Here is a 25,161-nt window from a genome sequence, read left to right on the forward strand (position 1 = left end):
GCGAGACGCGCAGACTGCATGCGCGCCTCTGAAACCCCGCGGTAACACTTACGCGGTGGACTCGGGAAATAAAGCGCCGACAAGCCCATTGACGTTCCCGAGAATGAGTCTGACGTTTTCTCGAACGGATGGCGGCATTTAGTTTCAGCTTATTCTAATTATTGCCCTCTACTTTCAGTATACGTCTCTTTTCTGCGGCATCGATCGGCCATCGAGACTTGAGACGAAGTGCCAAGAAAATGAGAAAGAGAGAGCACGCAGCTCATGCAGAGAGAGCGGCTCTTTCAGCCAGAGTGCTCAGCGCAGCGGCCGCGCATCAGGCGCGAATGTCCCCTGGACAGGTGCCGTAGGTCTTCTTGAATGCCGTGATGAAGCCGGATGGGCTTGTGTATCCAGCGATCCACGCGGCCTCTGCGACGGTCACGCCGCGCACCTCGAGCGCATCGCGTGCCGCCTCCAGGCGCTTGCGACGTATGAACTCGAAAACCGTTATTCCGAATTGCTGCTTGAAATGACGCTGCACTGAGGAAACGCTTGCGCCACTTTCCCGTGCGATGGTTTCGATCGTCAAAGTCTTGGACAGATTTGCAAGGATGAAATTCCGCACACGCTCGCTTTGACGCGCGCTCATCAACGAGGGCTTGTGGTCGATCTCCTCGGCTTGGGCAACAAGCAGCGCGCACGAGAGACGCATCAGTTCGATGCCGCGCGCCGTGCGATAGAGGGTCAGCAGCTCGCCCTTGAGATTGGGCGGAGGACGGCTGATCTGCTCGGCAAGCTCGACGAGATCCGGCGTAGGCTCGAAGGCAAAATGACTGAGGTGCGTTGACAGGAAGCGACGCAACACAGGCGAGCAAGTCGAGATCGCTCCAATCTCACGCTCGATCCAGTTCAACGGAATCGACAACTTGACCTTGCGGAGACGTCCCGCATCAACGTGATTGAAGTGAATCCTGGACTCGTGCCTGACATTGATCATCGAGACACGCGGACTGCCTACTTCCGCGCTCTCCGAGAAGTGCACGCCGTCGATGACGAACGACTGGCCGCCGCTCAGGTAGAAGTTGATGATGAGCTTCGGGCTCACCTCGAGGTCCTCTAGGCCCGAGCAACAGCTCCGCCCTTCGAGGGCGCCAACGAACACCCGCTCAGGTGAGATCGAGTTATCGACTATGCCGTTCTGCATCAGACACACAGCGCTGGATCCGCTACGTGCGCGATCTTCTCATGACCAAGCTCTTCACCCATCGCCGAAAGGGTCGAGCGTCATGATGTATAGATTACTATTTTTGTCAAGTTTTAGTGCCAGTTTGGAGACCATGAGTGGCCGAACGGTAACAATCCATAGCCGCTCGATTTTCGGCCGTAGAGACTCCTAATTGAGGACGGTCCGCGCCTGCGAGCCGCAGGGGCTCCGGCAGACATCCCGGCTTATGCCAATGCCCGCTCCGGCGGCTTGGGCTCGGAATACCATCGATACCGCGATCGACCGCTTGTCTTGGCATCGTAGAGTGCCTTGTCGGCACGGCGCAGCACGTCCTCCAAGGCATCGTTCGGTTGCGCCAACGCAATGCCGATGGAAACGCCTACGATGAGCTCGTGAGCGTCATAGGTGATGTCGGCTGAAACTTCCTGAATGATAGTCTTGCATAGCCTGTGGAGGGACGATTCATCCCGCTCCAAGGTCACGATGACGAATTCATCGCCTCCAAGGCGCGCGCAAAAGTCTCCTGCTTTGGTGGTTGCCTCCAGGCGCCTTCCGATCTCAGCAAGGACAAAGTCGCCGGCTTCGTGACCAAACGTATCGTTGATCGGCTTGAAGCGATCGAGATCGAGAAAGAGAACGCTCACAGGGGTGTCGGGCCGGCTCAGGATGTCCCGAAGACGCTGCGTGAACAGATTGCGGTTGGGCAGGCCAGTGACCGCATCGAAGTGCGCCGTTTTCCGAAGCGAGCGATGATGTTCCTGGAACATGTATGCGTCGCGCGTGCCCTGCCGTCCAAGCCACCACAGCATTCCGCCGAACATCGCCGCGATCACCGCGAAAGAGGGTATGATGGCGTGCAGCATCTCGCGACCAGGTCGCGGAGCCATCACCTCGATCAGGAATGCGGCATCGCCGGCGCTCGAACGCAGAACGTTTCCGTCCGAGGGGGCCGAATCCCGATCCGCCTCCACCAGCTGCAGCTGCTCCAGGCCGAGGTTCTTGCGTAGTTGTTCCAGCTCGCCATGGGTCAGGCGGTCCCCGAACAGCAAGACGGACACGCCGGCGCCGTCGGGCACCACGGAGGGATCGGCACCCGTCGAAATGACGCGCGCTGCGGCGAAGACCGGATCGCCGTGGGCAACCAGGATTCCGTTGGCGGCATTGCCAGCTCCCATGGTCCGTGCCCGATCGACGAGATCCTTGACGCCGCGGATAGCGCCGACAGCCGGCTCTTTCATGAGCTGCCCGTCGACGATGCTATAAACCTCCCTGCCGGCGGCATCGAACACGGCCGCGTATTCGATGCTGAGGTCATCCAGAAGGTTGGCCCCCACATTGCGCCTCTCATAGGCCCAGGACACATCGACATTGTTGTGCAGATGTTTGTAGGCCGCGCCCCAGTCCGCGTAATCGCTGACGGTCTTCTCGATCCAGCTTTCCTTTTCCTGGAGGAGGAGGCGGACGAACTGTGTGGTTTGCGCCAGGGACTTCTGATCTTGGATGCGGGCGATACCGACCAGAAACAGGATGGAGAGCACATAAGCCAAAAGCACAGCGGCCAGGATGACGGCCACCGTCTTCCGGCTGAATGCGAGAGCCAAGTTCGTCATCTGCTTCGCCGGATCTCCTACTGGCGCCGTGTCCAGGGGAGACCAATACAGACGGGGCGCGCTTCAATGCCAGATGTCTCGAATAGTGCGACTAACCACTGGTAAAGACGCGAGAGAGCCATCCGCAACATACCGAGATGCGCCACATTCGGCGGGGGTACGCCGCCGAATAGGTGCTCCAAGTCGCAACAAAGGAATGTTAAAATTATCAAGTCGTTGTGGGTTGACTTGACCTCGACCCGTAGGCCGATGCTTGATCTCGTTGTGCTCGGTCTGGTGCCGATGCCTGTGCGGAGTTATTATTTGTCAGGTCTCCGAGAATCCCGGTGCGAACCCTGGACGATCAGCCCGCCCTCACCCATGAGGCCCAGACTTCGGAGCCGCATCCGAAAGCAACTGGCTTCAGCCAGCCGCCGTCGTTTACGCAGGCCCTGGTCACCAGTGTCGTAGGACTGGTGACGGCCCTCGGGCTTGCCTTGGTGATCGCAATGATCTGGCAAGGCATCTCCAGCACCGAGGAGGCGGCGCGTCAGGAGATCAGCGAAACGCTCAATCGAACCGTGGAGCGCCTGGGGCTACTTGTCCGTTCGGCGGAGATGACGGCGGAGTCCGCGGAGCGCGCGGCTCGCTGGCCCGAAGTGACGAGCGGCACATTGCGTTCCACTCTTGAGCGCTCATTGGCCGCCTTCGAGCAGCGACCGGAGCTGAGCTATCTTGGCATCGTGCTGCCTGATACAGGCGAATACGGAAATCTGGAGCGCACCGCCTCCGGCGAGATCCTGCTCTGGCTTTTTCCCGGCACGCGGCCCCATGATCCGGTGACGCGCACCTACGTCCTGACGGACCAGGGTTTCGTCCTCCGAGACGAGCGCCCCACGGACGGCTATGATCCGCGCAAGCGGCCCTTCTACCAGGCAGCGCTTGACGGTTCCCCTGAGGGCAAATGGATTCCTGGGTACAAGTGGATCGTCCATGAACCGGATAGCCCAGACCTCTGGGGCTTCAGCTTCGTCAAGGCTCTGCGAAGTGGCGAAGGCCGCCTGGTCGGCGTTCTCGACACCGATTTCGACATGCCGGCTTTGAACGGATTCCTTCAGTCCCTCGTCTCGGAATATCGTTCCGAGATCCAGATCGTGGAACTGGCCGCCGTGCCGCGCCTGATCGGAGACAACGCAGTCGAGCGCGCTCCGTTGCCTCTTCCCGATGACCTCGCTCCCTTGATCGAGCTGTCCGCGTCCGGCGGCCCGTTCGTAAGCCGAATGGAGCTGGACGGAGAGCACCGCTGGGTGGCCGCCCGACGAATGGAGCTCAAGGGGGGTCTTTCGTGGCTGGTGGTCGCCTCGCGCAAAGATCCCTTCATCCAGGCTCCCTTGCGTCTCCAGTTGTATCAGGTGGTCGGCATGGGTCTGGTGATGGTGGCGGGACTGCTGTTGGTCTCAGTCTGGATGGCGCGCCGCTTTGGTCAGCCGCTCACGGAGTTGGAACAGCGCATCGCCAGCACCGGGCACGACGAGAGAGAGGTGCCCGTGGCGAGCGCTGCGTCCGTCGCCGGCGGCTTCAGGGAAACCCGTCTGCTGGGCGAGGCCCTGGATCGCTTTGCCACCGAGCGCAGGCAGGCACAGGCGCGACTGGAAGCCTTCAACGCCGAACTCGAGGAACGCGTCGCCCATCGCACCCGCGAGCTTCAGATCGTCAACGAGGAGCTGGACAGTTTCTCCTACTCGGTCTCGCACGATCTACGTGCGCCCTTGCGCAGCATAGCAGGCTTCTCCGAGATCCTGACCAGGAGCTATGCGGATGCCCTTGATGGCAAAGCGCGAGACTATCTCAATCGCGTGCAGGCAGCCACGCATCGGATGGGAGAGCTGATCGATGATCTGCTCAAGCTCTCGCGCGTGTCACGCGCCGAAATGCGCCGCGAGACGGTCGACCTGAGCCTCATGGCTCATGAAATTCTCGCTCAGCTTCGTCAAGATGAGCCGGACCGCCAGGTGCAGACCGGCGTAGCTGACGGGCTCATTGCCGAGGGCGATGTCCGTCTGCTGCGCATCTTGCTGGAGAATCTTCTCGGCAACGCCTGGAAATTCACCTCCAAGACGCCAGATGCCCGCATCGCCTTCACCGCCGTCAACGAGAGCGGGGCGACAACGTTCGTTGTCAGCGACAACGGCGCTGGTTTCGATATGCGCTATGCGGACAAACTTTTCGCTCCGTTCCAGCGCCTGCACCGCACGACGGAGTTTTCCGGCACCGGAATCGGCCTTGCGACCGTCCAGCGCATCGTCGGCCGCCATGGTGGCGTCATCTCCGCGGAAGCCGAGCCCGGCAAGGGTGCCACATTCCGTTTCTCTCTCTGAGCCAAGCCCATGTCCAACAAGACCATCCTTCTCGTTGAAGACAACCCGGACGACGAAGAGCTGACCCTGCTCGCTTTCCAGCAGAACAAGATCTGCAACGCCATCACGGTGGCACGTGACGGCGCCGAGGCGCTCGATCTTCTCTTCGGCCCCGACGACAAGGGAGGAAGCATTTCACCGACCCTGGTCCTACTCGACCTCAATCTGCCCAAGGTGAGCGGACTCGATGTGCTGCGCCGCATTCGCGGCGATGCACGCACGAAGCTTTTGCCCGTTGTTGTTTTGACCTCGTCGCAAGAAGAGCAGGACTTGATTGACGGGTACAGCCTTGGCTGCAATAGCTATGTGCGCAAGCCCGTCAATTTCGCCGAGTTCCTCGAGACTGTGCGCCAACTTGGTCTCTACTGGCTTCTCTTGAACAAGACGCCCGAGCTCCCTGCCGCCCGATGACCCGCCTGCATGCCCTGTTGGTCGAAGATTCTGAAGACGATGCGATCCTCCTTCAGGAAGCCCTGAAGCACGGCGGGTACGATGTGTCGGCGTTGCGGGTCGACACTGGCGATGCCCTTCGCCAGGCGCTCCGCGACGGGCAATGGGACGTCGTTTTCGCCGACTACAGTTTGCCGTCCTCAAGCGCCAAGGACACGCTTGAAACGGTTAGGGAAAGTGGCCTCGACCTTCCGGTCATCGTCATTTCCGGCACCGTTGGCGAGGACGTCGCCGTCGAGACGCTCAAGCTCGGCGCCGTGGATTACCTGCTCAAGCAGAATCTCACGCGCCTGGTTCCCGCGGTGCAACACGCCCTCGATGTGGCCGAGAACCGGCGTCAGCGCCGCCAGCTCGAGCACATGAAGACGATTATTCTGGAGAACTCTCCCGATCTGATCTGCTCCTTCGATGGCGAAGGGCGTTTCCTCGAGGTTAGCTCAGCATCTAGAGACATGCTCGGCTACGAGCCCACTGAGTTGAAGGGGGCTCATTTCGAGACGATTGCACACCCTGACGACTTGGATCGCATCAAGGAAGAATTCCAGGCCGTCCTGAGAGGAGGACAATCCCGCAACTTCGAGAAGCGCTGCATCCACAGATCAGGCAAGGTCGTGCATCTGCTGTGGTCTGCTGCGCTGTCCAAGACGGATGGAATCGTCGTCGGTGTTGGCCATGACGTTACCGAGCGTCGGCTGAAGGACGAAGCGCTGCGGCGCATCGAGGACGACATTCGCCGTGAGCGCGCCCTTCTGCGCGCTCTTATCGACAGCATTCCCGATCTGATTTTCTTCAAGGATCGGAGCTTTCAGTTTCGCGGCTGCAATCGCGCCACCGAAAAATATCTGGGCGTTCAGGAAAGCTGGCTGATCGGGAAGAACGACTTCGATCTCTTGCCTGAGACGTGGGCGAAGTACTACCGCACCGAGGATGAGAAGCTCTTTGCCTCCGGACAGGCACAGCGCACCGAGGAGCAGATTCCTGCAGGCGACGGAAGCGTTCGGACCTTCGACACGATCAAGACCCTCTTTCATGGTCCGAACGGCGAGTTGCTGGGGCTTCTGGGCGTCAGCCGTGACATCACCGAGCGCAAGCAGTTGGAGGAAGCGCTTCGGGAGAAGAACGCGCTGTTCGCGGCTCAGGTCGAGAGTTCGGCCGCAGGTATCCTTGTCACGGACCCGAAAGGGAACAAGATCATCCAGAATCGCCGGCTGAATGAGATGTGGGATATTCCCGCCGACACCGCCAGCGATCCCACGCTCCCTCCGCAGCTCGAATTCGCCGCATCGCGGACAACGGCGCCTTCGCAGTTCGTCGCGAGAGTGACTTGGCTCTTCGATCACCCGAATGAGATCGGCCGCGACGAGATCGAGCTTGTCGACGGCAGGATCTTGGACCGCTACTCGGCTCCCGTGTTAGATGCGGACGGACGCTGCTACTGGCGCACCTGGATTCACCACGACATCACAGAGCGCAGGGAGGCGGAGCGACGCATCCGCTACCTCGCCACGCATGACGATCTGACAGGACTCCCGAACCGAAACCTGATCCACGATCTCATCAGGCAAGCGATCGCGAAGGCGGACCAGGCCGGCCACCACATCGCCTTGCTCTATCTCGATCTGGACCGTTTCAAAATGATCAATGATGGCCACGGGCATCCGTTCGGCGACGCTGTTCTGAAAGCTGCTGCGGAGCGGCTCTCCACGCTGGTGCGCGAGGATGATGCCGTGGCTCGCCAGAACGGCGACGAGTTCCTGATCCTGCTGACCGGTCTGCGCGATGCCACCGACGCCCATAGCGTTGCCCAGAAGATTGTCGAGAGCATCGCAACTCCGCTTGTCGTACAGGGGCGCGAGATTCACCTGTCCGGAAGCATCGGCGTGAGCGTGTACCCACAGGATGGCAACACCGCCGATGCATTGATCGGCAATGCCGACGTGGCGATGTACCGTGCCAAGGAACGCGGCCGGAACATCTATCAGGCGTTCACGAGCAGCATGCGCGAGGAGGTGCAGTCCCGCGTCGACCTCGAAGCTCGGTTGCATGCTGCTGTGACTTCTGGGCAGCTCGAGCTCGCCTACCAGCCGAAGGTCAGCTTGGAGACGGGCCGCATCATCGGCTGCGAGGCGTTATTGCGCTGGCATGACCCCGAGCTAGGCACAATCCCGCCCAGCCGCTTCATTCCGGCAGCCGAGGATTCCGGCTTGATCGTGCCGATTGGCGATTGGGCCCTGCGCGTGGCCTGCTCTCAGGCCAGGGCGTGGCTGGACTCCGGTCTGCCGCCAGTTTGCATCGCGGTGAACCTCTCGGTTCGCCAGTTCCTGCAGCAGGACGTGCTCGCCTGGGTCATGCGTACACTCAAGGAAACGGGCCTGCCGCCGGAGCTTCTGGACATCGAGCTCACCGAAAGTCTGATTGCGCACGATGCTGAAAAGGTGACGGCCACCTTCAGCCAGCTCAGAGCACTCGGCGTGAAGCTCTCCATTGACGACTTCGGTACCGGCTACTCGAGCCTGAGCTATTTGAAGCACTTCCGCGTCGACACGTTGAAGATCGACCGGTCCTTCATCAGCAACATGCTCGCAAAACCGGAAGACGCAACCATCGTGCGGGCAGCCATCGCGCTGGCCCACAATCTCAAATGCCGCGTGGTCGCCGAAGGCGTCGAAACCGAGGAGCAATGTCGCTTCCTGCGTGAGAGCTCCTGCGATGAGATTCAGGGCTATTATTTCAGCGTGCCCGTATCTGCGGATGCGTTCGAGGCCATGGTGCGTTCGGGAAAGACGCTACGCACCGGCTCACTGGCATCGGCCTAGCCACGGTTTCGGTTGCAGTATGACATTGAAGAAGCTGTCCGACCCCTCGCTTGGTTCAGACGCTCAGGTGTCCAAAAATCCCGACGATGGACAGAGATGCCTCTGGGGCGGCGCTGCGGCTCTTTTGCCGAACTATTGAACAAGCTCGAGTGCAATGGCTGTCGCTTCTCCACCGCCGATGCAAACAGACGCTACCCCACGCTTCTGACCATATCGCTGAAGAGCGGCCAGCAGTGTTACTATCACTCGCGCACCGGACGCACCGATGGGATGTCCTAGCGCGCAAGCACCTCCGTGGACGTTGACTTGCTCCCGAGACAAACCGAGCTCCCGTATTGCAGCCATCGCAACGACGGCAAAGGCCTCATTGATCTCGAACAGATCAACATCCTTTGACTGCCAGCCCGTGCGATTAAACAATTCTCGGACCGCGTAGATCGGCGCGGTGGGAAACAGATTAGGCGCCCCCCCATAGGTAGCGTGCTGCTTGATCTCCGCGAGCGGCAGCAAACCTCGGCGTTCGGCCTCCGAGCGCCGCATCAGCGCGAGCGCAGCTGCTCCATCTGAAATTGAGCTGGAATTGGCCGCGGTGACGGTCCCCCCCTCGCGGAATGCGGGCTTCAGGAGAGCTATCCGGTCCAGCCTGGCCTTTGGAGGTTGCTCATCCTGCGCAACTTGTCGCTCCGATTTTCCTGAACCGACATGGAGCGTTACGATTTCCGAATCGAAACATCCATCGCTTATCGCCTTTTGCGCGCGCGTCAGCGAGGATACCGCGAACTCGTCTTGCGCCTCACGCGAGAACTGATAAGCCTCTGCGCAATCCTCCGCAAATGTGCCCATAAGACGACCTTTATCGTAAGCGTCTTCCAGGCCATCAAGAAACATGTGGTCGACGACCTTCCCATGGCCCATGCGGTACCCTGCCCGCGCGCGATCCAGCAGGTAAGGCGCGTTGCTCATGCTCTCCATGCCGCCGGCCACGATCACCTTTGCACTGCCTGCGACGATGAGGTCATGAGCCAACATCGTCGTTTTCATTCCGGAGCCGCACATTTTGTTTATCGTTGTGGCGCCGGTCTTAAGAGGCAATCCCGCGCGGATCGATGCCTGCCGCGCCGGAGCTTGTCCCTGGCCAGCGGCAAGCACGCAGCCAAAGATGACTTCATCGACATCATCCCCCGAAATACCGGCTCTCTGGATCGTGCCGGCGATAGCTGCCGCACCGAGTTCGCTCGCTTGGAGCTCCTTCAGACTGCCCTGAAATCCACCCAAGGGAGTGCGCGCGGCACTTACAATCACAACTGGATCATGTTTATCCACGAAGGTCTCCGGAGAAGTAGCGGTTGAGGTGTGCGGACTACGCCTGTCGTCGCCCGCATCCAGACCGACATCGATCAGATCAACTTGCAGCCATCCGCAGTGCGCCATCCAAGCGGATGACCTCGCCGTTCAAATACTGGTTACGCGCAATAGCACAGACCAGAATGGCGAACTCCGAAGGCCTACCCAAGCGGGCTGGATGTGGAACAGTGGCGCCAAGGGCGTCCTGCACCTGCTGGCCCATTCCTGCCATCATAGGTGTCTCAAAGACGCCGGGCGCAATCGTCATCACACGAATCTTGGACTTGGCGAGTTCGCGTGCAGCGGGAAGGGTCAGGCTGACGACTCCGCCCTTCGATGCGGCGTAGGCAGCCTGCCCGATTTGGCCGTCATAGGCGGCAATCGAGGCGGTGTTCACAATGATGCCTCGATCACCGGTTTCGTCCGGCTCTTCCTCCTGCATTGCCTCGGCGGCCAAACGCATCATGTTGAATGTGCCGACGAGGTTGATTGACACGGTACGAATAAAGCTCTCCAACGCGTGAGCCCCCTTGCGACCCACGAGTTTTTCGCCCGGGGCGATCCCTGCACAGTTGACCAGTCCGCGCAAACCACGAAATTCGGATTTCGCAAGCGCGATCGTCGCTCGCGCGTCCTCTTCCGATGTCACATCGGTCTTGATGAATTTCACCTTGCCGGGATGGCGGGCCTCCACCTCGGCGGCGGAGGCGATATTGATGTCGGCACCGACGACGAATGCGCCCTCCGCGATCAGGCGGTCGGTAACGGCTGCGCCAAGTCCCGAGGTGGCCCCAGTGACGATAAAAGTAGCGTCAGACAGCCTCACTGGCGCGCCTTTCATCTTCGAGTTCATGCCAACGCCGCAGGGCTTGTCGATCGTAAACAAAAGCAATGCCGCTGGCGAAATCAGGGGATTTTGGTTCGGGGTCCACCATGACATTTAGAACCGCCGGGGCGTTTTCGAACGCGCGCTCGAGTGCTGCGGGTAGATCCTCGCGCCGTTCGACCCGCTCGCCATACGCGCCCAATGCGCGCGCCAGCAGGTCGTACTCAACATTGCCCAACTCGACACCGATGAGATGTCCATCATAGTTCTCGATCTGATCGTGGCGATCGATGTTCCAGCCTTTGTTGTTCGCGACGACAAAGATGACTTTTGCACCTTTGCGTACAGCCGTATGTATTTCCATCGCTCCAAAGCCAAAGGAACCGTCACCAATCAACGCGATGACGCGTTTGCCCGGATTGCTGATCGCTGCTCCGTTGGCAAAGGCAACACCGACGCCAATGCACCCTAAGGCGCCCGGATCCAGAAGACGGGCCGAGTCCTTCAATGCGACGCGCGCGAAAGACAGGATGTCGCCACCGTCAGCGATCATGATCGTGTCCTTGTCGACATGGGCGTTCACCGCATCGATCACGGAATAGGGGTGCATGAGCCCTTCTGCGGGCATGCTTCGAATCGTTTCCCGCAATTTTCGCTCACGTATCTCGTTCTGCGACTTGATCTCGGACAGCCAGGCCGCGTCGGGATCAATCGGCCGGATGTCCCTTTCCAACAGCCCATCGAGCGCCAATGCGACATCGGCCTTCAGTTCCACCTCGGCCCGTCGGTTTCCGCTGATGTACTCATCGTTGCGGCCAATTCGAATGAAACGTGCGCCGCCCTCGAAGATTGCCGGAGAACCGTAAGCGACCTGGAAATCCAGCTTGCGTCCGAGTGTCAGTACGAGATCCGCTCCCTGCATTGCCTTAGCGCGCATGGCAGGTACATTGGCCGGGTTGTCGCCGGGGATTGCGCCACGACTCTCCGATGTGTCGAGGTATATCGCGCCTGTTTTTTCCAAGAACGCTTCGATCTGAGCCCGGCAGCCGTGTGCGTTCTGCCCAGCGAGAACCAAGGGACGCCGTGCTTCTCGGATGACTTTTGCCGCACGATCGAGGGCATCAGCCGATGCCGGGATCGGCGTGGGCGCCCACTCGGCGAACAGTGCTTCATCAATATCGGCTGCATGAATTTCCTCACGCTGAATATCGGTGGGGAAATCTATGTAGGCGGGTCCAGGAGTTCCGTCGCTGCCGAGTGCGGCCCGGATGGCCGCATCCATCCTGGCCGCCACGTGCGCAGCGGACCAGACGACCTCTACCCTGCGGCAGATGGATCGGACGACCTCGGCCTGGGGAACGTCTTGCATTCCGCCCATACCGTCCTGAAGTCGTGGAACGCGACCGGAGATAACCAGAACCGGCATGCGCGCGACGTCTGCATTTGCGAGTCCGGTCACCGCATTCGTAATGCCCGGCCCCGCGGTGGCCATCGCAACTGTCAGCCGACCGGAAAGTGCTGCCTCTGCATGGGCCATATAGACGGCAGCACATTCATGGCGCGTGTCGACAAACTCTATGCCGTGCCTGACCATCTCGTCCACGATTGGCTGGATGTGCCCGCCTATGAGGCCATAGGCGCGTTTCACACCTCGCGCGCGGAGCAACTTCGCGATGACGCGCGCCCCTGTCATTTTAACTGCTTGGTCGGAGGCGACCGCTGTTGAGTCTTGTGCCATGAATGTCCCTTTCGAGCCTGACCGAGAGATGCTGATGAACGTCACGAATCGCGGCCGATATGTATTCCGGCTGCTACGCGATCCCATGTGGACAGCGCGCTGCTCTGGCGCAGCTCACGCTTCAAAACTTTTCCGTTCGGCGTTTTCGGAAACTCGTTGAATACGCGGAAATACCGTGGCACGGCGAAATGGGCCATTCGCTTCCGGCAGTGTTCGAGGAAGACGAGATAGTCGAGTGTTCCGTCCCGCGTCACGACGCACAGTTCAATATCATCGTCACCTTCCGCCGCCGGAACGGCGATGGCGGCGGCCTCAAGAACATTTTCAAACTCTGCCGCTACCGCCTCGATCTCGTACGATGAGATATTCTCGCCGCGGCGCCGAATGCGGTCCTGGAGGCGATCGACAAAATAATAATATCCATCCTCATCGTACTTCCCGCTGTCGCCGGTATGAAACCAAAGGTTTCGCCAAGCCTTGAGAGTTCGCTCCGGCATACGGAAATAGTCGAGCATCATCGTGCAGGGATGTTTTGGCCGGACGACGATTTCTCCGACAGTGTTGGGCGGCAGGTCGCGGTCGGTTTCAGGATCGACGATCGCGACCTCGAACCAATCCTCAATGACGCGCCCGCAGCTACCCGGCCTAGGCTCTTCGTTGAGCCGTTGCATGATCGGGAGGCAGATTTCCGTCATGCCATACGCCTCAATGCAGGCCACGTTGAAGCGCCTTCGGAAACGCTCTCCAATTGCAGCGGGCATCGGTATGGTGACCATCCTGCTGATTGGAACGTGAGCGTCTTTGTCACACGGTTTCTGGTCGAAGATAAATTGCGCCATGACGCCCAAAAGGCTGGACACAGTCGCTTTCGACTCGATTGCTTGGTCTACCCATCGCGATGTCGAGAATCGCTTGTAGAGGGCGACCTTCGCGCCGGCCATCATGGCGGCATAGACCTGCATGATCTGCGCGTTGCCATGGAAGAGCGGCAGCACGACAAGGTATACGTCCTCATGCGTTATCCGCAGTGCATCACACATATGATACGCCCAGGCCCACATCTGCCCATGCGGAAGAAGCACGCCTTTTGCTGGGCCGGTGGTGCCGGACGTGTAAATGATCGCTGCTGGTTCATCGGGGGCAACATCGATAGCGCGAACCCTCTCCAGACCAGCATCATCACAGCCCGCGATCAGCGTATCGAAATCCGAAACCGGCCAAGGAAGCGGGAGCTTTGGAGCGCCATTCACTACAAGGTGCTTCACACACGTGACGTCATCCTTGATATCCACCAGCGGCCCGATGAGTCCGCCGTCGATGATCACGATTTCTGCGGCGCTGTTCTCGAGTACATGTGTCAAAAAACGGCCGCGAAGCGCATGATTGACGGGGACTTCGACTGCAGCGATGAGGTTGATGGCGCACCACGCGACCACCATCTCGATCGAGTTCTCCATGACAAGGGCAACCCGATCGCCGCGAGCCACTCCCATCGACAGCAAGTTGGCTGAAAATGCTTCGACGCGTTGAAGTAGCTCAGCATAAGAAAGCGTGGCGCCGTTCTCGAACTGCAGCGCAGGCGCACTCGGACGCTTCGCGGCCTGGGCGCGGAGCGTTTTGGGAAGTGTCCAGTCGTCCTGCCGGCTAAGGATTTCTTGAAGCGGCGCAGAGACGCAATCCAGATTTGCCGATGTTGCTATCTGGCCGGTGGCCCCATGCGTCGCCATCCCTCTGACCTCCCACAAGAAACAAGCCCCACCTTCAGTGCGTGGCGGCCGCCGCGTGTTTCCGCGATCTCAACGTCCGGACAAACGGCAGTCGCGTCTCATCCGGGACGACGTGGACGTTTTAGTGACTCATAAGTCACTTATTGTAAAGTCTGCTTTCGGCAGCGGCCGCAAATTTTCTTCGTGGAGCGGGTGCGGGTCCAGCGCGGGGAGCGCTCAGTGCGTGACGTTCTCTTACGCTCTCCGATGCCATGATCGTCGAAATAGTATAGTAATTACTGGTATCTCGTGTTGATCAGAAAATCTGAGGTGAGCACCAGCGCTAAGGGGCTGGAGCCAATCGTGGAGAATGATGCTTGACAAGTCGTCGAGGCATGACCGAAAAGTCACGTGTCTAACTATCGCGTCTCTTGTGATGTCGGGCGCGGGCCCTTGGATGCCAGAGATGAGGAGTCTTTAAGTGAACAAGATCGACAAGATTGAAAAGGAAAAGGTTTTCAAGACGGGATCGGGCAGGCCGGTGAAGGCCGTCTATGGGCCAGAGGACCTGAAGGACTGGGATTTCAACGAAAAGGTGGGCGTGCCCGGTGAATATCCGTTCACTCGTGGTGTCCATCCCGAGATGTACCGTACTCGTACGTGGACACGGCGGCAGGTCGTAGGCTTCGGCACGGCTCTGGAGAGCAACGAGCGAAACCGCTATGTGATCGCGAACGGGCCAACCGGTATTTCAAATGACTACGACGTTCCGACACTGATCGGACTGGATTCGGATGACCCTCTCGCCAAGGGTGAAGTCGGCCGGATGGGTGTCGCGATTGATACGCTGCAGGATATGCGCGATCTGCTTGACGGGATCGACCTGAACAAGATCAGCGTTTCACAGACAATCAACCCCCCCGCGCCGATCCTCTTGGGCATGTTCGTCGCAACCGCTCAGGAGCGGGGCTACAAGCTTGAGAACATGGCGGGCACGTCTCAGAACGACGCGCTCAAGGAATTCTACGCGCAGAAGACGTTTGTCTTTCCGCCGAAGCCGCAGGTGAGATTTACGTGCGATGTTGTCGAGTATTGCTCGAAAAACATGCCGCGCTGGAACGGCATCAACATCAATGGATACAACATCCGCGAAACCGGAGCGACTGCTCCTCAGGAAATGGCCTATGCCTTCGCACAGGCTGTGACCTATTTCGAAGACCTGCTCGCACGCGGACTTAGCATCGATGACGTGGCTCCGCGCTTCTCGTTCATCTTCCAGATCAACAATGATTTCTTTGAGGAGATCGCCAAGTTTCGCGCCGGCCGGCGCTATTGGGCGCGCATGCTCAAGGAGCGATTTGGGGCTAAGGATCCGAAATCCTGGCGCATGAGAATGCATGTGCAGACGGCCGGCAGCACGATGACCTACCAGCAGCCAGAAGTGAACATTGTGCGGGGAACAATTCAGGCTCTCGCCGGAGCTTGCGGAGGTGTTCAGTCCATGGCCGTTGCGGGCTTTGACGAGGCGCTGTCGATTCCCTCGGAGAAGGCCCATCGGCTTTCTCTGCGCACGCAGCAGGTCATCATCCATGAAAGCGGTGTCTGCAACACCGTCGACCCGCTGGCGGGGTCATACTACGTTGAGACGCTCACCAATCAGATCGAGGAAGAAATAGACGACTGGATGCGTCAGATCGACGGCCGCGGCGGAGCCTTGGCTTGTGTCGAGAGCGGATGGCTCGAACAGAATGTCTCCGACTACGCGCACCAGTATCAGATGGAAATAGCGTCCAAAGAGCGGATCGTGGTCGGTGTCAATGAGTATCAAATGGAGAATGAGGACTACGATGTCCAAACCTTCCGCGTAGGCGAAGATTCGGAACGCGAGCAACTGCGCCGCCTGGCAAAGGTCAAGGAGAGCCGCGACCGGGCACTTGTGGAAGAGCGGTTAGATGGGCTTCGCCGAACTGCGGCCAGCGGCGCGAACATCCTTGAGGATGTTATTTCGGCGGTGAAAGTGATGGCAACCGAAGGTGAGATCATCAATGCCCTCGCCGATGTCGTCGGGCGTCACAAAGCTTCGGCAATCGTTTAAGGGGGGTAGAGAATGGCGCAACCTATACGCGTTGTACTGACGAAGCCAGGAATCGACGGGCACGATGTCGGTGTCAAGATCGTGGCCCGCGGGCTTCGAGACGCAGGAATGGAGGTAATCTATACCGGGCTGCGCGTCGAAATTGCCGAAGCTGTGCGAACTGCATTGCAGGAGGATGCACAGGTCATTGGCATTGCCAATGCCTCAGGTCAGCATGTCTCCATGGCCGCCGAGATGAAACGCCAGCTCGCCGAAGCGGGTGCGGAAGAGATCCTCGTGATCGTCGGCGGGATCCTTCTGAAGGAAGATATCGATCAGCTCAGGGAAATGGGCATTCTCGGGGCTTTCCCACCAGGGACGCCAATCGAAAAGATCGTTGAGTTCATCAACTTGAACGTGCCGCAGACTAGGGTGCCTCAGGCTGGGGCGTCTTGAGTGCTTCAGCCACCATGACGGAACTCTAGGCCTCGCACACGTGAACCTCGTCGAGGGGTACCCAATCGATCCGCAGGGGAGCACAGTGTATGGACGGCAGTGTAACCGAAAAATCCGACTGGGCAGCGCAGACAAAACTCAGCGACCGCGATATGGGAAAAGCCATCTCCAGAGCGGAACGTGCTGATGACACAGGCGAGAGCCTGGACGAGTCCCTTTGGACAACTCTGCCGACTAAAACACAAATCATAGGCGTGACTGGTCCTCCCGGCGCGGGAAAAAGTACGCTCGCTGATAAATTGATCGCCTGCGCGCGCGCTCAGGGATTGAAGGTAGGGGTATTGGCAATAGATCCTTCAAGTCCCTTTTCCGGTGGGGCGATCCTCGGCGATCGCGTTCGGATGGGCGGACATGCGGCTGACCCCAATGTCTTCATTCGCTCGATGGGGAGTCGCACGAATCTGGGCGGTCTTGCTGCCGCTACACGCAGCGCGGTACGTTTGCTCGCGGAGAACGGCGTGGATGTCGTCATTCTCGAGACAGTCGGAGTTGGCCAAGCCGAACTCGAAATCATGCACGTTGCCGATACGGTCATTGTTGTCGTAGTGCCTGGTCTGGGCGACGCAGTTCAGATGAGCAAGGCTGGGATTCTGGAAATCGCCGATGCATTCGTAGTAAACCAGAGCGACCGGCCGGAAGCCAAGCGGACAAAGGCCGAGCTCGAGCAGGCCCTTATGATTGGCCATAAGGAGGGCGAGATGACTACGGTGACTATGACCCAGGCCACGAACGGCGACGGAGTGGACGAATTGTGGAAAATCGTCCGTTCACATTTTGAAAGGCAAGTGGCAAGCGGTGTCCTGTCGGCGCGGCGCTTGGTCGGACAGCGTCAGGAAATATCGGACCAAGTCAAAAAGAAGATCTTTCGGGACTTGCATGCTTGGCTATCAGGCGAGGAATTCCTGCGTTTGCTTCATAGCAAGTCCTCTGGCGCCTGGACTGTGAATGATCTGACGACCCGTGCTTCGGCGGCATTTCTTGACCGGTTCCGGGATCCGACACGCATGTAGGAAGCACGGCCCCAGAACCGTGTCGGGCTTCGAAAAGCACTGTCGAAAATTTATCGTGTTCGAAGGAGTAGCGTCCGAGAATGACAAGGAGAACAGGGTGACGAAATGGGCCGGCACTGAGCTGAGCGCCGAGAAACAGAAAGAACGAAAGCGCAAGCTGATCATTCGTGAAGCTGCGACCATATTCAACCGTCGCGGAAGCCAAGGCGCCACCCTTGAAGAGGTTGCTACTCAACTAAACATCAGCAAGGCCGCACTCTATCGTTACGTAGACAACAAGAACGACCTTCTCCTTGCGTGCCATCAGGAAGCGGTACGCCTCGCAATGAAGGCCGCCGACAGCGCCGAACGAAGTGGCGGAAGCGGTTGGACCAAGATCAGATTGACGCTTCAACGGCACCTTGAGGACATGATTGAGTCACTTGGTGTTCCAACGATGCTCTTGGAGGAAAACTCCCTCGACGCGAAAAGCATGGATATGGTGCTGAGAATGCGGGACGCCTATGAGGGTCGTCTCAGGCAATTCTATCGTCAAGGCGTAGCGGATGGGAGCATCCTGCCAGGAGACGCCAAGCTTGCCGTATTTGCGCTGCTTGGAGCCCTGAATTGGACCGCTAAATGGTATAGGGCGGATGGACCTTGGAAGCCTGACGAAATCGCCGAAGCTATCGTTGAAATAGTAACACGCGGTATCGCTCGTCACCCACAGGAAGCGTTCCTTGGCAGGCTGCATACTATCAGCTCGAACGACGGAAGCATCGCAAGAGCAAAGGCTTCCCGCAGCGCTCCCCGGGGAGCTAAAGGAACAGGAAGGAGGAGTACGCCATGACGGACGTCCACTTCTCCCGTTTCAGAAACGACGCGCTGGATAGCCCTCGTCGCGATAGCTGTACGTTCGGTCAGCAGCTTTGCCAACGCAAAATGAATCGATGTTTGTGAGGATTATCGCTTGGTCCAGTGTCACAGCTGATTTGCGGCCTTTGATGCCCTCAAAAAGCGCAATCGAGCAGTCGCAATCTCCCTTATCCTAGATCGATGCTTTGTATCGGCAGTTACAAAAGGGACTCAAAGAAACAAAATCGGCGTTGTTAACCGCCTCTGTATCACGAGGGATGTCCCATCCATCTCGTAGGGGAAGGAGACCTGATAGTGAAATCAGTCCTCGACGACCACGTTGAACGAGTGATGCAGGCCTCTGTGAAATCTACGATAGGGGATGGCTCGAGCGCAATCCAGCGTTCGTGGCACCGGTGCGTCAATGTGCATAAGCTTGACCCAGCTGCGCAGCATCAAGCGTTTATCGAGTCGCCTGAAAGCTTGAAGCAGATTAAGGAGCAACTCGGAGAGTTCCTACAGATCGCACGTTCAGGACTCGAACGTCTTTCAAAGACGGAAGCGGGTTACGGCTACGTTATTCTGACAAATGCAGACGGCGTCATTGTCGATACTGTGGACTGCGGCTCTTGGCTGCGTGTTTGCGCCGATGCGAGCGTTCTCCCCGGTGCAAACTGGAATGAAAAGTACGTTGGTACAAACGGGATCGGCACGTGTCTCGTCGAGCGCGCCTCAATTAGTTGTCGGCACGACGACCATTTTCATACGTCTCAGCTCGGTTTCAGCTGCAGCAGCGCGCCGCTCTTTGCTCCAGATGGAACGTTCACCGGTGTTTTGAATGTGTCCGCGAAGTCGACGCCGCAGACACGAGAGAACATTACTCTGGCGCCCTATCGCGCCGGGCAATACGCGAAGTTGATCGAAAACGCCTACTTCGTGAGGCACTTCAAGAATTCCTGGGTAATCCGTCTGGATACGGCAAACGAGCTGCTGGATGTCTCCAGTGACGCATTGCTGGCGGTCGACGTCGACGGAGTGGTTGTCGGTGCAAATTCCGACGCTCGCCGCCTCCTGGGGGCACCGCATACCGGAACGGGTACAGATCTCAGCGCCACTCTGATCAATGAACATCTGACATCGGTATTTCAATGCGGCTATGGCGACACTTGGTTCTTGATGAGACCACAGAACACCGGCGAGCGCACCATACTCAAGTCACGGAAAAATATCGAGCTTGTAGCTATGGCGACACCGCCTAGCTGCGCCCCATCCAAGCCGGTAGGCACTACCAACAGGCGTCCCGATTGGTCCGCGATCACCCAGCTCGCCGGTGATGACGGCGAGATGAAGCGCGTCCTGGACCAAGCCCAGCGTCTCGTGAATAAGAAAGTCCATATTCTCCTACAGGGCGAGACCGGCACAGGTAAGGAGGTGTTGGCGAGGGCTCTTCACAAATCCAGCACGCGCGCCCAAAAAACCTTCGTAGCAGTCAACTGCGCGGCTATCGCAGAATCGCTGATTGAAAGCGAGTTATTCGGTTACATGGCGGGCGCCTTCACCGGCGCGCGAAGCAAGGGCATGCAAGGTCTTATCGAGCGCTCCAGCGGCGGCACGCTGTTTCTCGATGAGATCGGTGACATGCCGCTCCATCTCCAGACTAGATTGCTGCGCGTGTTGTCGGAGAACGAGGTCCAGCCGCTCGGATCGGACAAGCATGTCCCCGTGAACCTCACGGTCATATCCGCCTCACACCGGGATCTGGGTGAGCTGGTTTCAATAAACAAGTTCCGGGAAGATCTCTACTATCGCCTCTGCGGCGCGACCCTTTACCTGCCTCCGTTACGAGACCGACAAGACAAGATCTATATCATCTATCGCGTCCTCCACCAGGAAGCATTGCAGCTAGGCTGCCGGCCTTGGATCGATGAAAAGGCCATGGAACTGCTTCTTCGCTATCGGTGGCCCGGCAACGTTCGCGAGCTGAGGAACGCGATCCGTTTCGCCCTGGCCGTGTCGGACGACGGCATCGCCGTCGAGCATCTTCCTCCGGTGATCACCGGAGGAAGCGTCACGCCCTTCGGCCAAAGCCCCTGCCTCGTCATGTCCGAGGGATATGGCAACTCAAACTCAAGCGTGCATGAACCTGCGTCTCTGCTGAGGGCCTGCCTTCGGCGCAACAAATGGAATATCACCGCAGTGGCAGCAGAGATGGGATTGTGCCGCACATCTGTTTACAGGCAGATGAAGCGCTTTGGGATCGTCCCGCCGACCCACCTCTAGAGAGTGCTTCGGGTTAGTGTTCTATTTGCCCCCGTGCCAAATTATGTGTTGAGTGAACGTGGTTTGACTAGCCACGATAGTTTTCTAGTTTAAGGTATCGCTTTACCGAATAGTACTAGCTGAAAATTAAATCATTCACCTCGTCACGCGTGGCGAAGCGGCAACATCATGAAGGATATTCATTCCTTCGGCACTTGCGGTGCACATACCTTCACGGGCATAATCCACAAAATATTCACTGCTTATCCACATAGGCAGCAGGATTTGTCCAAAATCATTTTTGGCGTTCGCCTCGCCAGAAAGCGGCCTTGGTATGTTTTTGCGTTGGCCTCGGTCTTTCGCCATAATTTTCTTTGCAATTTTCACTTTTTTCGAAAGCCGCATATCCGCGGTCGCGGCGGAAACTTGCAACTACGTTCCCGGCACACAAGCCAATAAGGAAGCCCCGTGTGAGGTCGCTTCTGAAAATCTGCTCAAGGCTACAACCAAGCGCGTTGCTGAGCGACTTGACGAAGGCACGCCGCCAACCGCCGGAGAGATAGCGGCCCTCAAAGGGCTGGTGCGCAACGCCCAAAGGCTGCTCCTGCGTGACCAAACGGGCGCGTTTCCGCGTGACCGGATCATTCAACAGATCGAGAGTCTCGTCGACGCCGCGTCTGCCTACCCTCGCGAACAACTCGGCAATCAAGCAGATGCGACCGCGGTCGACGAAAAGATCAAAGATCTCATCATAAAGCTTTTCGTGTGGACGACGGGGAGCCAATCGGTTTCGGTCACCAAATATGCCGCCGCTTTGAACGGCTACCTCACGTCCCCGGACGCTGCAAACGCCGTCGCCTTGGCGTTCGGCAACGGACTTCCTGCCGAATTTGAAGACCTCGTTGTCACATCGCTGGATAAAGGCAAGGAGAATGCTACGGGCACGCTTGAAAAAGCTGCTCGTGCACTCAGCGGGTTTATCGACAAGAACAAAGCCGTCAAAACCGACAACGACGTTTTGATTCTGACACTGTTTGGCGACGGGACCGGACTCGTCCCGCGCATAGAGGGCATCGAGGAAAAGAGCCAGCGACCGGCACCCCTTATCGTGCGCCGCGCCACAGCGCTCAGCAAGGTGCTGGATACGGCCATCGAAGCTCCCAACGCCACAGAAGAAAGAAAACTCGAGGCGTTGGCCGTAAGGAAAGCCATCGCACGCACCGATGTGACCACGAAACTCGCCAAGTTGGGCGATCAAATTGAAAAGCTCACCGAGCTTCCCAAACCCAGGATCCATATTGTCCAGGCCTGGTACGGTCACCTGGGCCGAAGACAGCCGGCGACGAGCCGATGCTTCGCGGAGGCGACCAACGCAATAAAGACCAGATGCGAACGCCAAACGAGCTGCGCCGCGGAAGGCCGGTCGGGAAGCGCCCTACTGGATCCCATCAAGCTTTGCGGGTTCGATCCGGCCCCGACTGCGCGCGGCCGTGCACGCGGCTTGGTGGTCGAATACAGCTGCGAAAAGGGCGACGCGGATTTCTGGGCGAAATTATACAGCGATCCGCTTGTTCGTCCGGACGACGGAGCCCCCTATGACGAAACGAACACCGTCAGGACGGTTCTGCGCAGTTCGGCGATGCAATTGAGCTGCGAATTCCCTGTCACACAGGCCGTGAAATGAAAGCCAGATCGAACTTCAGGTCGCTTCGCTCCGTTCCGGGCCTTGCCGGTGCCAGCACCGCGACCATGCTCGCCCTTGCCGGATGTTCGGTTATGACGTCCGCGCCGATTCTGGATGTGTCGGGCAAGAGCTTCCTTGGTTGCTCGTCGCGTCTCGGCTCCTATGCGTTACCCCGTCAAATGCTCGAGATCAGGATTTCGTCGAGCAACGATGATTTTATTCTGGACACCCTGAACACCAAAGCTGTTCCGGACAATGCGCACAACTATTGCCTGGAACACAACAATAGCCCATACGCCGATGACTCGATCCGAATGTACAAGGATAGGATTGTCGAAAACAACAACAGATTTGCGGTCGGCAATAGCGAGCTCGAGAGAACGCCTTTTCTGCAGCTCGTTGCATCGAAATCCGTCGATCACACGGCTGGCATCATTCGCAATATCATAAGAGCCATTTTCATCGGCCTGTCGAACAATCCCAATTTTCCCGGGCGCGCGGCAACTGCACTGGACGGCGCCGGGCGCGTCGTCGCCAACCATCAGGTGGACCCGTTCAACCATTTCGAAATGGCCGAGCTCAATCATTCCATTCGGCGGTTCGGGTTCTGCATCGTTCTGGCAGGCTACACGTTCAACGAACGCACGCTCAGTGCATCGTCCTACTGCAACGCGCCTCGAAGCGAAGCGCCGAGCCACGTCCCACCCAGCGCTGCGGCCATCAAATCGATGCGATGGCTCGTACCGGAGCCGACGGCGGGGATCTTCTACCGTCCACGTGCTCCCTATAGCGTCGAGGTCTACACAAAGCATGCGCCCGACGACAAGGGCGACTGGGAGCTGTCGCTCAAGAAGACGGCACTCATGGAAAACATAATGCCAATCGTTTCCGTCAACATCGATAGGGAGGTCTTCGCAGAGCGACGCACCGGTCTGATCTTCAACGATGGTGAACTGGTCGACGTCTGCATCTCCAAGGGTAACCGCATCACGGGGGCGACGAACATCGTTCTGGACGTCGTCTATGGCGTCATAAATCTTCCATCGGCAACGATACAGGCGGTGATCGACGACACCACGACAAGACAACAGCTGATCGCAAAGAGGAATGAGCTCTACACCGCCCAACAGAAATACATTGCGTTCCTGGACCAGGGGACTGCCACGGGCATCACCCAACCCAAAAACGGTGTCCTTCTGAACCTCAACGAAAACCACGATACGGAAAGTGGCGGAGTAACCGAAGAGGTACAGAATGCAGGAAAGATTACCGAAACCAGCGATCCACTCAACGAGATCTGCGCCAAGCTCAACGCGGTAACCACGGCCAAATTCACCGGCACGCTTCAGAGCGGCACAGCAGCATCGGAGAATTACTGATGCGACTGGATTTCGTGCGTGATGTCGTGATGTGCGTTTCGCTCATGTCCGTCGCGGGCTGCGTGAGCATGACGGCCAGTAAGGATTTCGATTTCTCCGGCTCCCGCGCGGGGCTCGCATGCCGAAGCGATCTTGGCGCCTACAGCCTGCCGCGCAAACTCATCTCCGTGAGCATCAAGACCGAAACTAGCGACGTGGAAAACTACGGACTCGAGGTCGACGAAGGCGACTATGTGGCCGATCCGAAACAGGTTTATTGTCTCGATTTTCTTGCATCGAGCGTAGCCGATGAACGTGTGGGCGTGAAGCGCAACAACACCAACAGCCTGCTACTCGAAAGAGTCTACACCAAGTCGATCGACAAGACGCTCGAGAACGCCAAGAAGCTCATCGAGGCTGGCGCCGATGCGATAGCTTTCGGGCAGGCTAAAAAATACGGCCGAGACGCTACGATAGGATCGGGCGTTGCGGGCCAAAATACACTGCGAAAATTCGACTTTGATCCTTTCGTCATGGCCGACCTGAGAAAGGTCAACGGTGCGTTGCGCCAGTTCGGCTATTGCATCTACCTCGATCATAGTGTCGATGCCCTTGTTCCGGCCTGGTCGCAACACGCATGCGATGGCGGCGGCGAATGGAATGCGCTCAAGGGAGGCAATGCCGACATGACCGCACCCGACTATGCCGACATCGTCGACAGGCGGCCCATATCGGATGAATTGCGGGAAGAAGGCATTTTTTATCGTCCCGAGCTCACGCATCTCCTCGTCATCATGAAGCAGGACCAGCCGGGCCTCGAAGAGGCCCCTTGGTATCGCGCTGGCAGCATGCGCCTTACCATGCCGAACGGTGCGCCTCCCTTCCTGCTGCGCGTTGAACGCTCCGTATTCGTGGACGCCGAAACGGATGTAAAATTCAAGAGCGGGGTCATGCAAAGCGTTGCTGTCGACAAGAAGAGTGAGCTGTACGCCTTGAGCGACTTCGCCGTCGAGGTGGTGCAGGTCGTTCAAAAAATTCCGACTGTCACGCTCGCAGTCGTCAGCAACAGCGTTGATAACGAGCTCGCACTTATCGCCGCCAATGAGCAGCTCATTAACACAATGCAGGAATACAACCACGCGCGGGGCATCAATGTCGCCAACCGCGCGCTGACACTGGACACGAACGACATGATCTTGCAGGGGTACGCGCCGGTGGTGCGCTCGGCCGCCGAGCCGGATGCCATGTCTACCTGCTTGAATGATCCGGCTCACCGCAACGTCCCCAATCCCGCGGCCACCTGCCGAGAGATCCTGCAGAGGAACCTTTGATG

Annotated in this window: 17 protein-coding genes; 11 read left to right on the plus strand and 6 right to left on the minus strand. The window is 58.3% G+C overall.

The features are described 5' to 3' along the window. Positions 1 to 316: 316 nt before the first annotated feature. Together IT540_RS01305 and IT540_RS01310 are read right to left on the minus strand one after the other, a co-directional pair. Positions 317 to 1,186, minus strand: a complete 870-nt coding sequence (locus IT540_RS01305) for an AraC family transcriptional regulator (protein WP_291172179.1) — start codon at positions 1,184 to 1,186, stop codon at positions 317 to 319. A 245-nt stretch (positions 1,187 to 1,431) separates the two neighbouring features. Continuing rightward, the gene (locus IT540_RS01310; protein ID WP_291172182.1) at positions 1,432 to 2,817 is read right to left on the minus strand and encodes a diguanylate cyclase; all 1,386 of its coding nucleotides are present in this window, start codon (positions 2,815 to 2,817) and stop codon (positions 1,432 to 1,434) included. Positions 2,818 to 3,143: 326 nt separating this feature from the next. Here IT540_RS01310 and IT540_RS01315 point away from each other — a divergent pair, with 326 nt between their 5' ends. From IT540_RS01315 to IT540_RS01325, 3 genes are read left to right on the plus strand one after another with little or no spacing between them, the layout of a single operon-like run. Next, entirely contained in the window at positions 3,144 to 5,174 is a 2,031-nt protein-coding gene (locus tag IT540_RS01315) for a sensor histidine kinase (RefSeq protein ID WP_291172185.1), read from the plus strand. Positions 5,175 to 5,183: 9 nt separating this feature from the next. Further along, positions 5,184 to 5,624 carry a response regulator gene (locus tag IT540_RS01320; RefSeq protein WP_291172188.1) on the plus strand — a complete coding sequence of 147 codons (441 nt, stop codon included), beginning with the start codon at positions 5,184 to 5,186 and terminating at the stop codon, positions 5,622 to 5,624. Further along, entirely contained in the window at positions 5,621 to 8,479 is a 2,859-nt protein-coding gene (locus tag IT540_RS01325) for an EAL domain-containing protein (protein WP_291172191.1), read from the plus strand. The genes IT540_RS01320 and IT540_RS01325 overlap by 4 nt, the downstream gene beginning before the upstream one ends. Positions 8,480 to 8,611: 132 nt before the next feature. On the opposite strand, the gene IT540_RS01330 is transcribed toward IT540_RS01325, so the two are convergent. The 4 genes from IT540_RS01330 to IT540_RS01345 form a co-directional block, all read right to left on the minus strand. After that, positions 8,612 to 9,802: an acetyl-CoA C-acyltransferase gene (locus tag IT540_RS01330; RefSeq protein ID WP_291172275.1), complete on the minus strand. Its 1,191-nt coding sequence runs from the start codon at positions 9,800 to 9,802 to the stop codon at positions 8,612 to 8,614. Positions 9,803 to 9,881: 79 nt separating this feature from the next. After that, complete coding sequence (locus IT540_RS01335; RefSeq protein ID WP_291172194.1) at positions 9,882 to 10,676, minus strand: SDR family NAD(P)-dependent oxidoreductase; 795 nt, start codon at positions 10,674 to 10,676, stop codon at positions 9,882 to 9,884. Continuing rightward, positions 10,636 to 12,387 (minus strand): thiamine pyrophosphate-binding protein, encoded by a 1,752-nt coding sequence (locus tag IT540_RS01340; RefSeq protein ID WP_291172197.1) that lies wholly within the window; start codon positions 12,385 to 12,387, stop codon positions 10,636 to 10,638. The genes IT540_RS01335 and IT540_RS01340 overlap by 41 nt, the downstream gene beginning before the upstream one ends. Before the next feature lie 41 nt (positions 12,388 to 12,428). After that, a complete protein-coding gene (locus IT540_RS01345; RefSeq protein ID WP_291172199.1) occupies positions 12,429 to 14,114 on the minus strand; it encodes an AMP-binding protein in 1,686 nt (561 codons plus the stop codon). Positions 14,115 to 14,574: 460 nt separating this feature from the next. Between IT540_RS01345 and IT540_RS01350 the strand changes: the two genes are divergently transcribed. The 8 genes from IT540_RS01350 (at position 14,575) to IT540_RS01385 (ending at position 25,159) form a co-directional block, all read left to right on the plus strand. Continuing rightward, positions 14,575 to 16,188, plus strand: coding sequence for a methylmalonyl-CoA mutase family protein (locus tag IT540_RS01350; RefSeq protein WP_291172202.1), 1,614 nt, complete (start codon positions 14,575 to 14,577; stop codon positions 16,186 to 16,188). A gap of 12 nt (positions 16,189 to 16,200) precedes the next feature. Continuing rightward, entirely contained in the window at positions 16,201 to 16,623 is a 423-nt protein-coding gene (locus tag IT540_RS01355; protein WP_291172205.1) for a cobalamin-dependent protein, read from the plus strand. Between the two features lie 89 nt (positions 16,624 to 16,712). Then, on the plus strand, positions 16,713 to 17,693 hold the full coding sequence (gene meaB / locus IT540_RS01360) for a methylmalonyl Co-A mutase-associated GTPase MeaB (protein WP_291172207.1): 981 nt from the start codon (positions 16,713 to 16,715) through the stop codon (positions 17,691 to 17,693). Positions 17,694 to 17,790: 97 nt separating this feature from the next. Next, entirely contained in the window at positions 17,791 to 18,522 is a 732-nt protein-coding gene (locus IT540_RS01365) for a TetR/AcrR family transcriptional regulator (protein ID WP_291172209.1), read from the plus strand. A 320-nt stretch (positions 18,523 to 18,842) separates the two neighbouring features. After that, positions 18,843 to 20,807: a sigma-54-dependent Fis family transcriptional regulator gene (locus IT540_RS01370; protein WP_291172212.1), complete on the plus strand. Its 1,965-nt coding sequence runs from the start codon at positions 18,843 to 18,845 to the stop codon at positions 20,805 to 20,807. Positions 20,808 to 21,120: 313 nt separating this feature from the next. Further along, positions 21,121 to 22,470: a hypothetical protein gene (locus tag IT540_RS01375; protein WP_291172214.1), complete on the plus strand. Its 1,350-nt coding sequence runs from the start codon at positions 21,121 to 21,123 to the stop codon at positions 22,468 to 22,470. Further along, positions 22,467 to 23,849, plus strand: coding sequence for a hypothetical protein (locus IT540_RS01380; RefSeq protein WP_291172217.1), 1,383 nt, complete (start codon positions 22,467 to 22,469; stop codon positions 23,847 to 23,849). The genes IT540_RS01375 and IT540_RS01380 overlap by 4 nt, the downstream gene beginning before the upstream one ends. After that, complete coding sequence (locus IT540_RS01385; protein ID WP_291172219.1) at positions 23,849 to 25,159, plus strand: hypothetical protein; 1,311 nt, start codon at positions 23,849 to 23,851, stop codon at positions 25,157 to 25,159. Before IT540_RS01380 ends, IT540_RS01385 begins: the two co-directional genes overlap by 1 nt. The last annotated feature ends 2 nt before the right edge of the window (positions 25,160 to 25,161 follow it).

The organism is Hyphomicrobium sp. (assembly GCF_020852195.1).
Classification (GTDB): Bacteria; Pseudomonadota; Alphaproteobacteria; order Rhizobiales; family Hyphomicrobiaceae; genus Hyphomicrobium_C.

Coding starts and splice junctions, on each gene's coding strand:
- IT540_RS01385 (WP_291172219.1), top strand. CDS start 23,849: ATGCGACTGGATTTCGTGCGTGATGTCGTGATGTGCGTTTCGCTCATG.
- IT540_RS01355 (WP_291172205.1), top strand. CDS start 16,201: ATGGCGCAACCTATACGCGTTGTACTGACGAAGCCAGGAATCGACGGG.
- IT540_RS01345 (WP_291172199.1), bottom strand. CDS start 14,114: ATGGCGACGCATGGGGCCACCGGCCAGATAGCAACATCGGCAAATCTG.
- IT540_RS01375 (WP_291172214.1), top strand. CDS start 21,121: ATGTTTTTGCGTTGGCCTCGGTCTTTCGCCATAATTTTCTTTGCAATT.
- IT540_RS01335 (WP_291172194.1), bottom strand. CDS start 10,676: ATGAACTCGAAGATGAAAGGCGCGCCAGTGAGGCTGTCTGACGCTACT.
- IT540_RS01305 (WP_291172179.1), bottom strand. CDS start 1,186: ATGCAGAACGGCATAGTCGATAACTCGATCTCACCTGAGCGGGTGTTC.
- IT540_RS01325 (WP_291172191.1), top strand. CDS start 5,621: ATGACCCGCCTGCATGCCCTGTTGGTCGAAGATTCTGAAGACGATGCG.
- IT540_RS01310 (WP_291172182.1), bottom strand. CDS start 2,817: ATGACGAACTTGGCTCTCGCATTCAGCCGGAAGACGGTGGCCGTCATC.
- IT540_RS01340 (WP_291172197.1), bottom strand. CDS start 12,387: ATGGCACAAGACTCAACAGCGGTCGCCTCCGACCAAGCAGTTAAAATG.
- IT540_RS01380 (WP_291172217.1), top strand. CDS start 22,467: ATGAAAGCCAGATCGAACTTCAGGTCGCTTCGCTCCGTTCCGGGCCTT.
- IT540_RS01320 (WP_291172188.1), top strand. CDS start 5,184: ATGTCCAACAAGACCATCCTTCTCGTTGAAGACAACCCGGACGACGAA.
- meaB (WP_291172207.1), top strand. CDS start 16,713: ATGGACGGCAGTGTAACCGAAAAATCCGACTGGGCAGCGCAGACAAAA.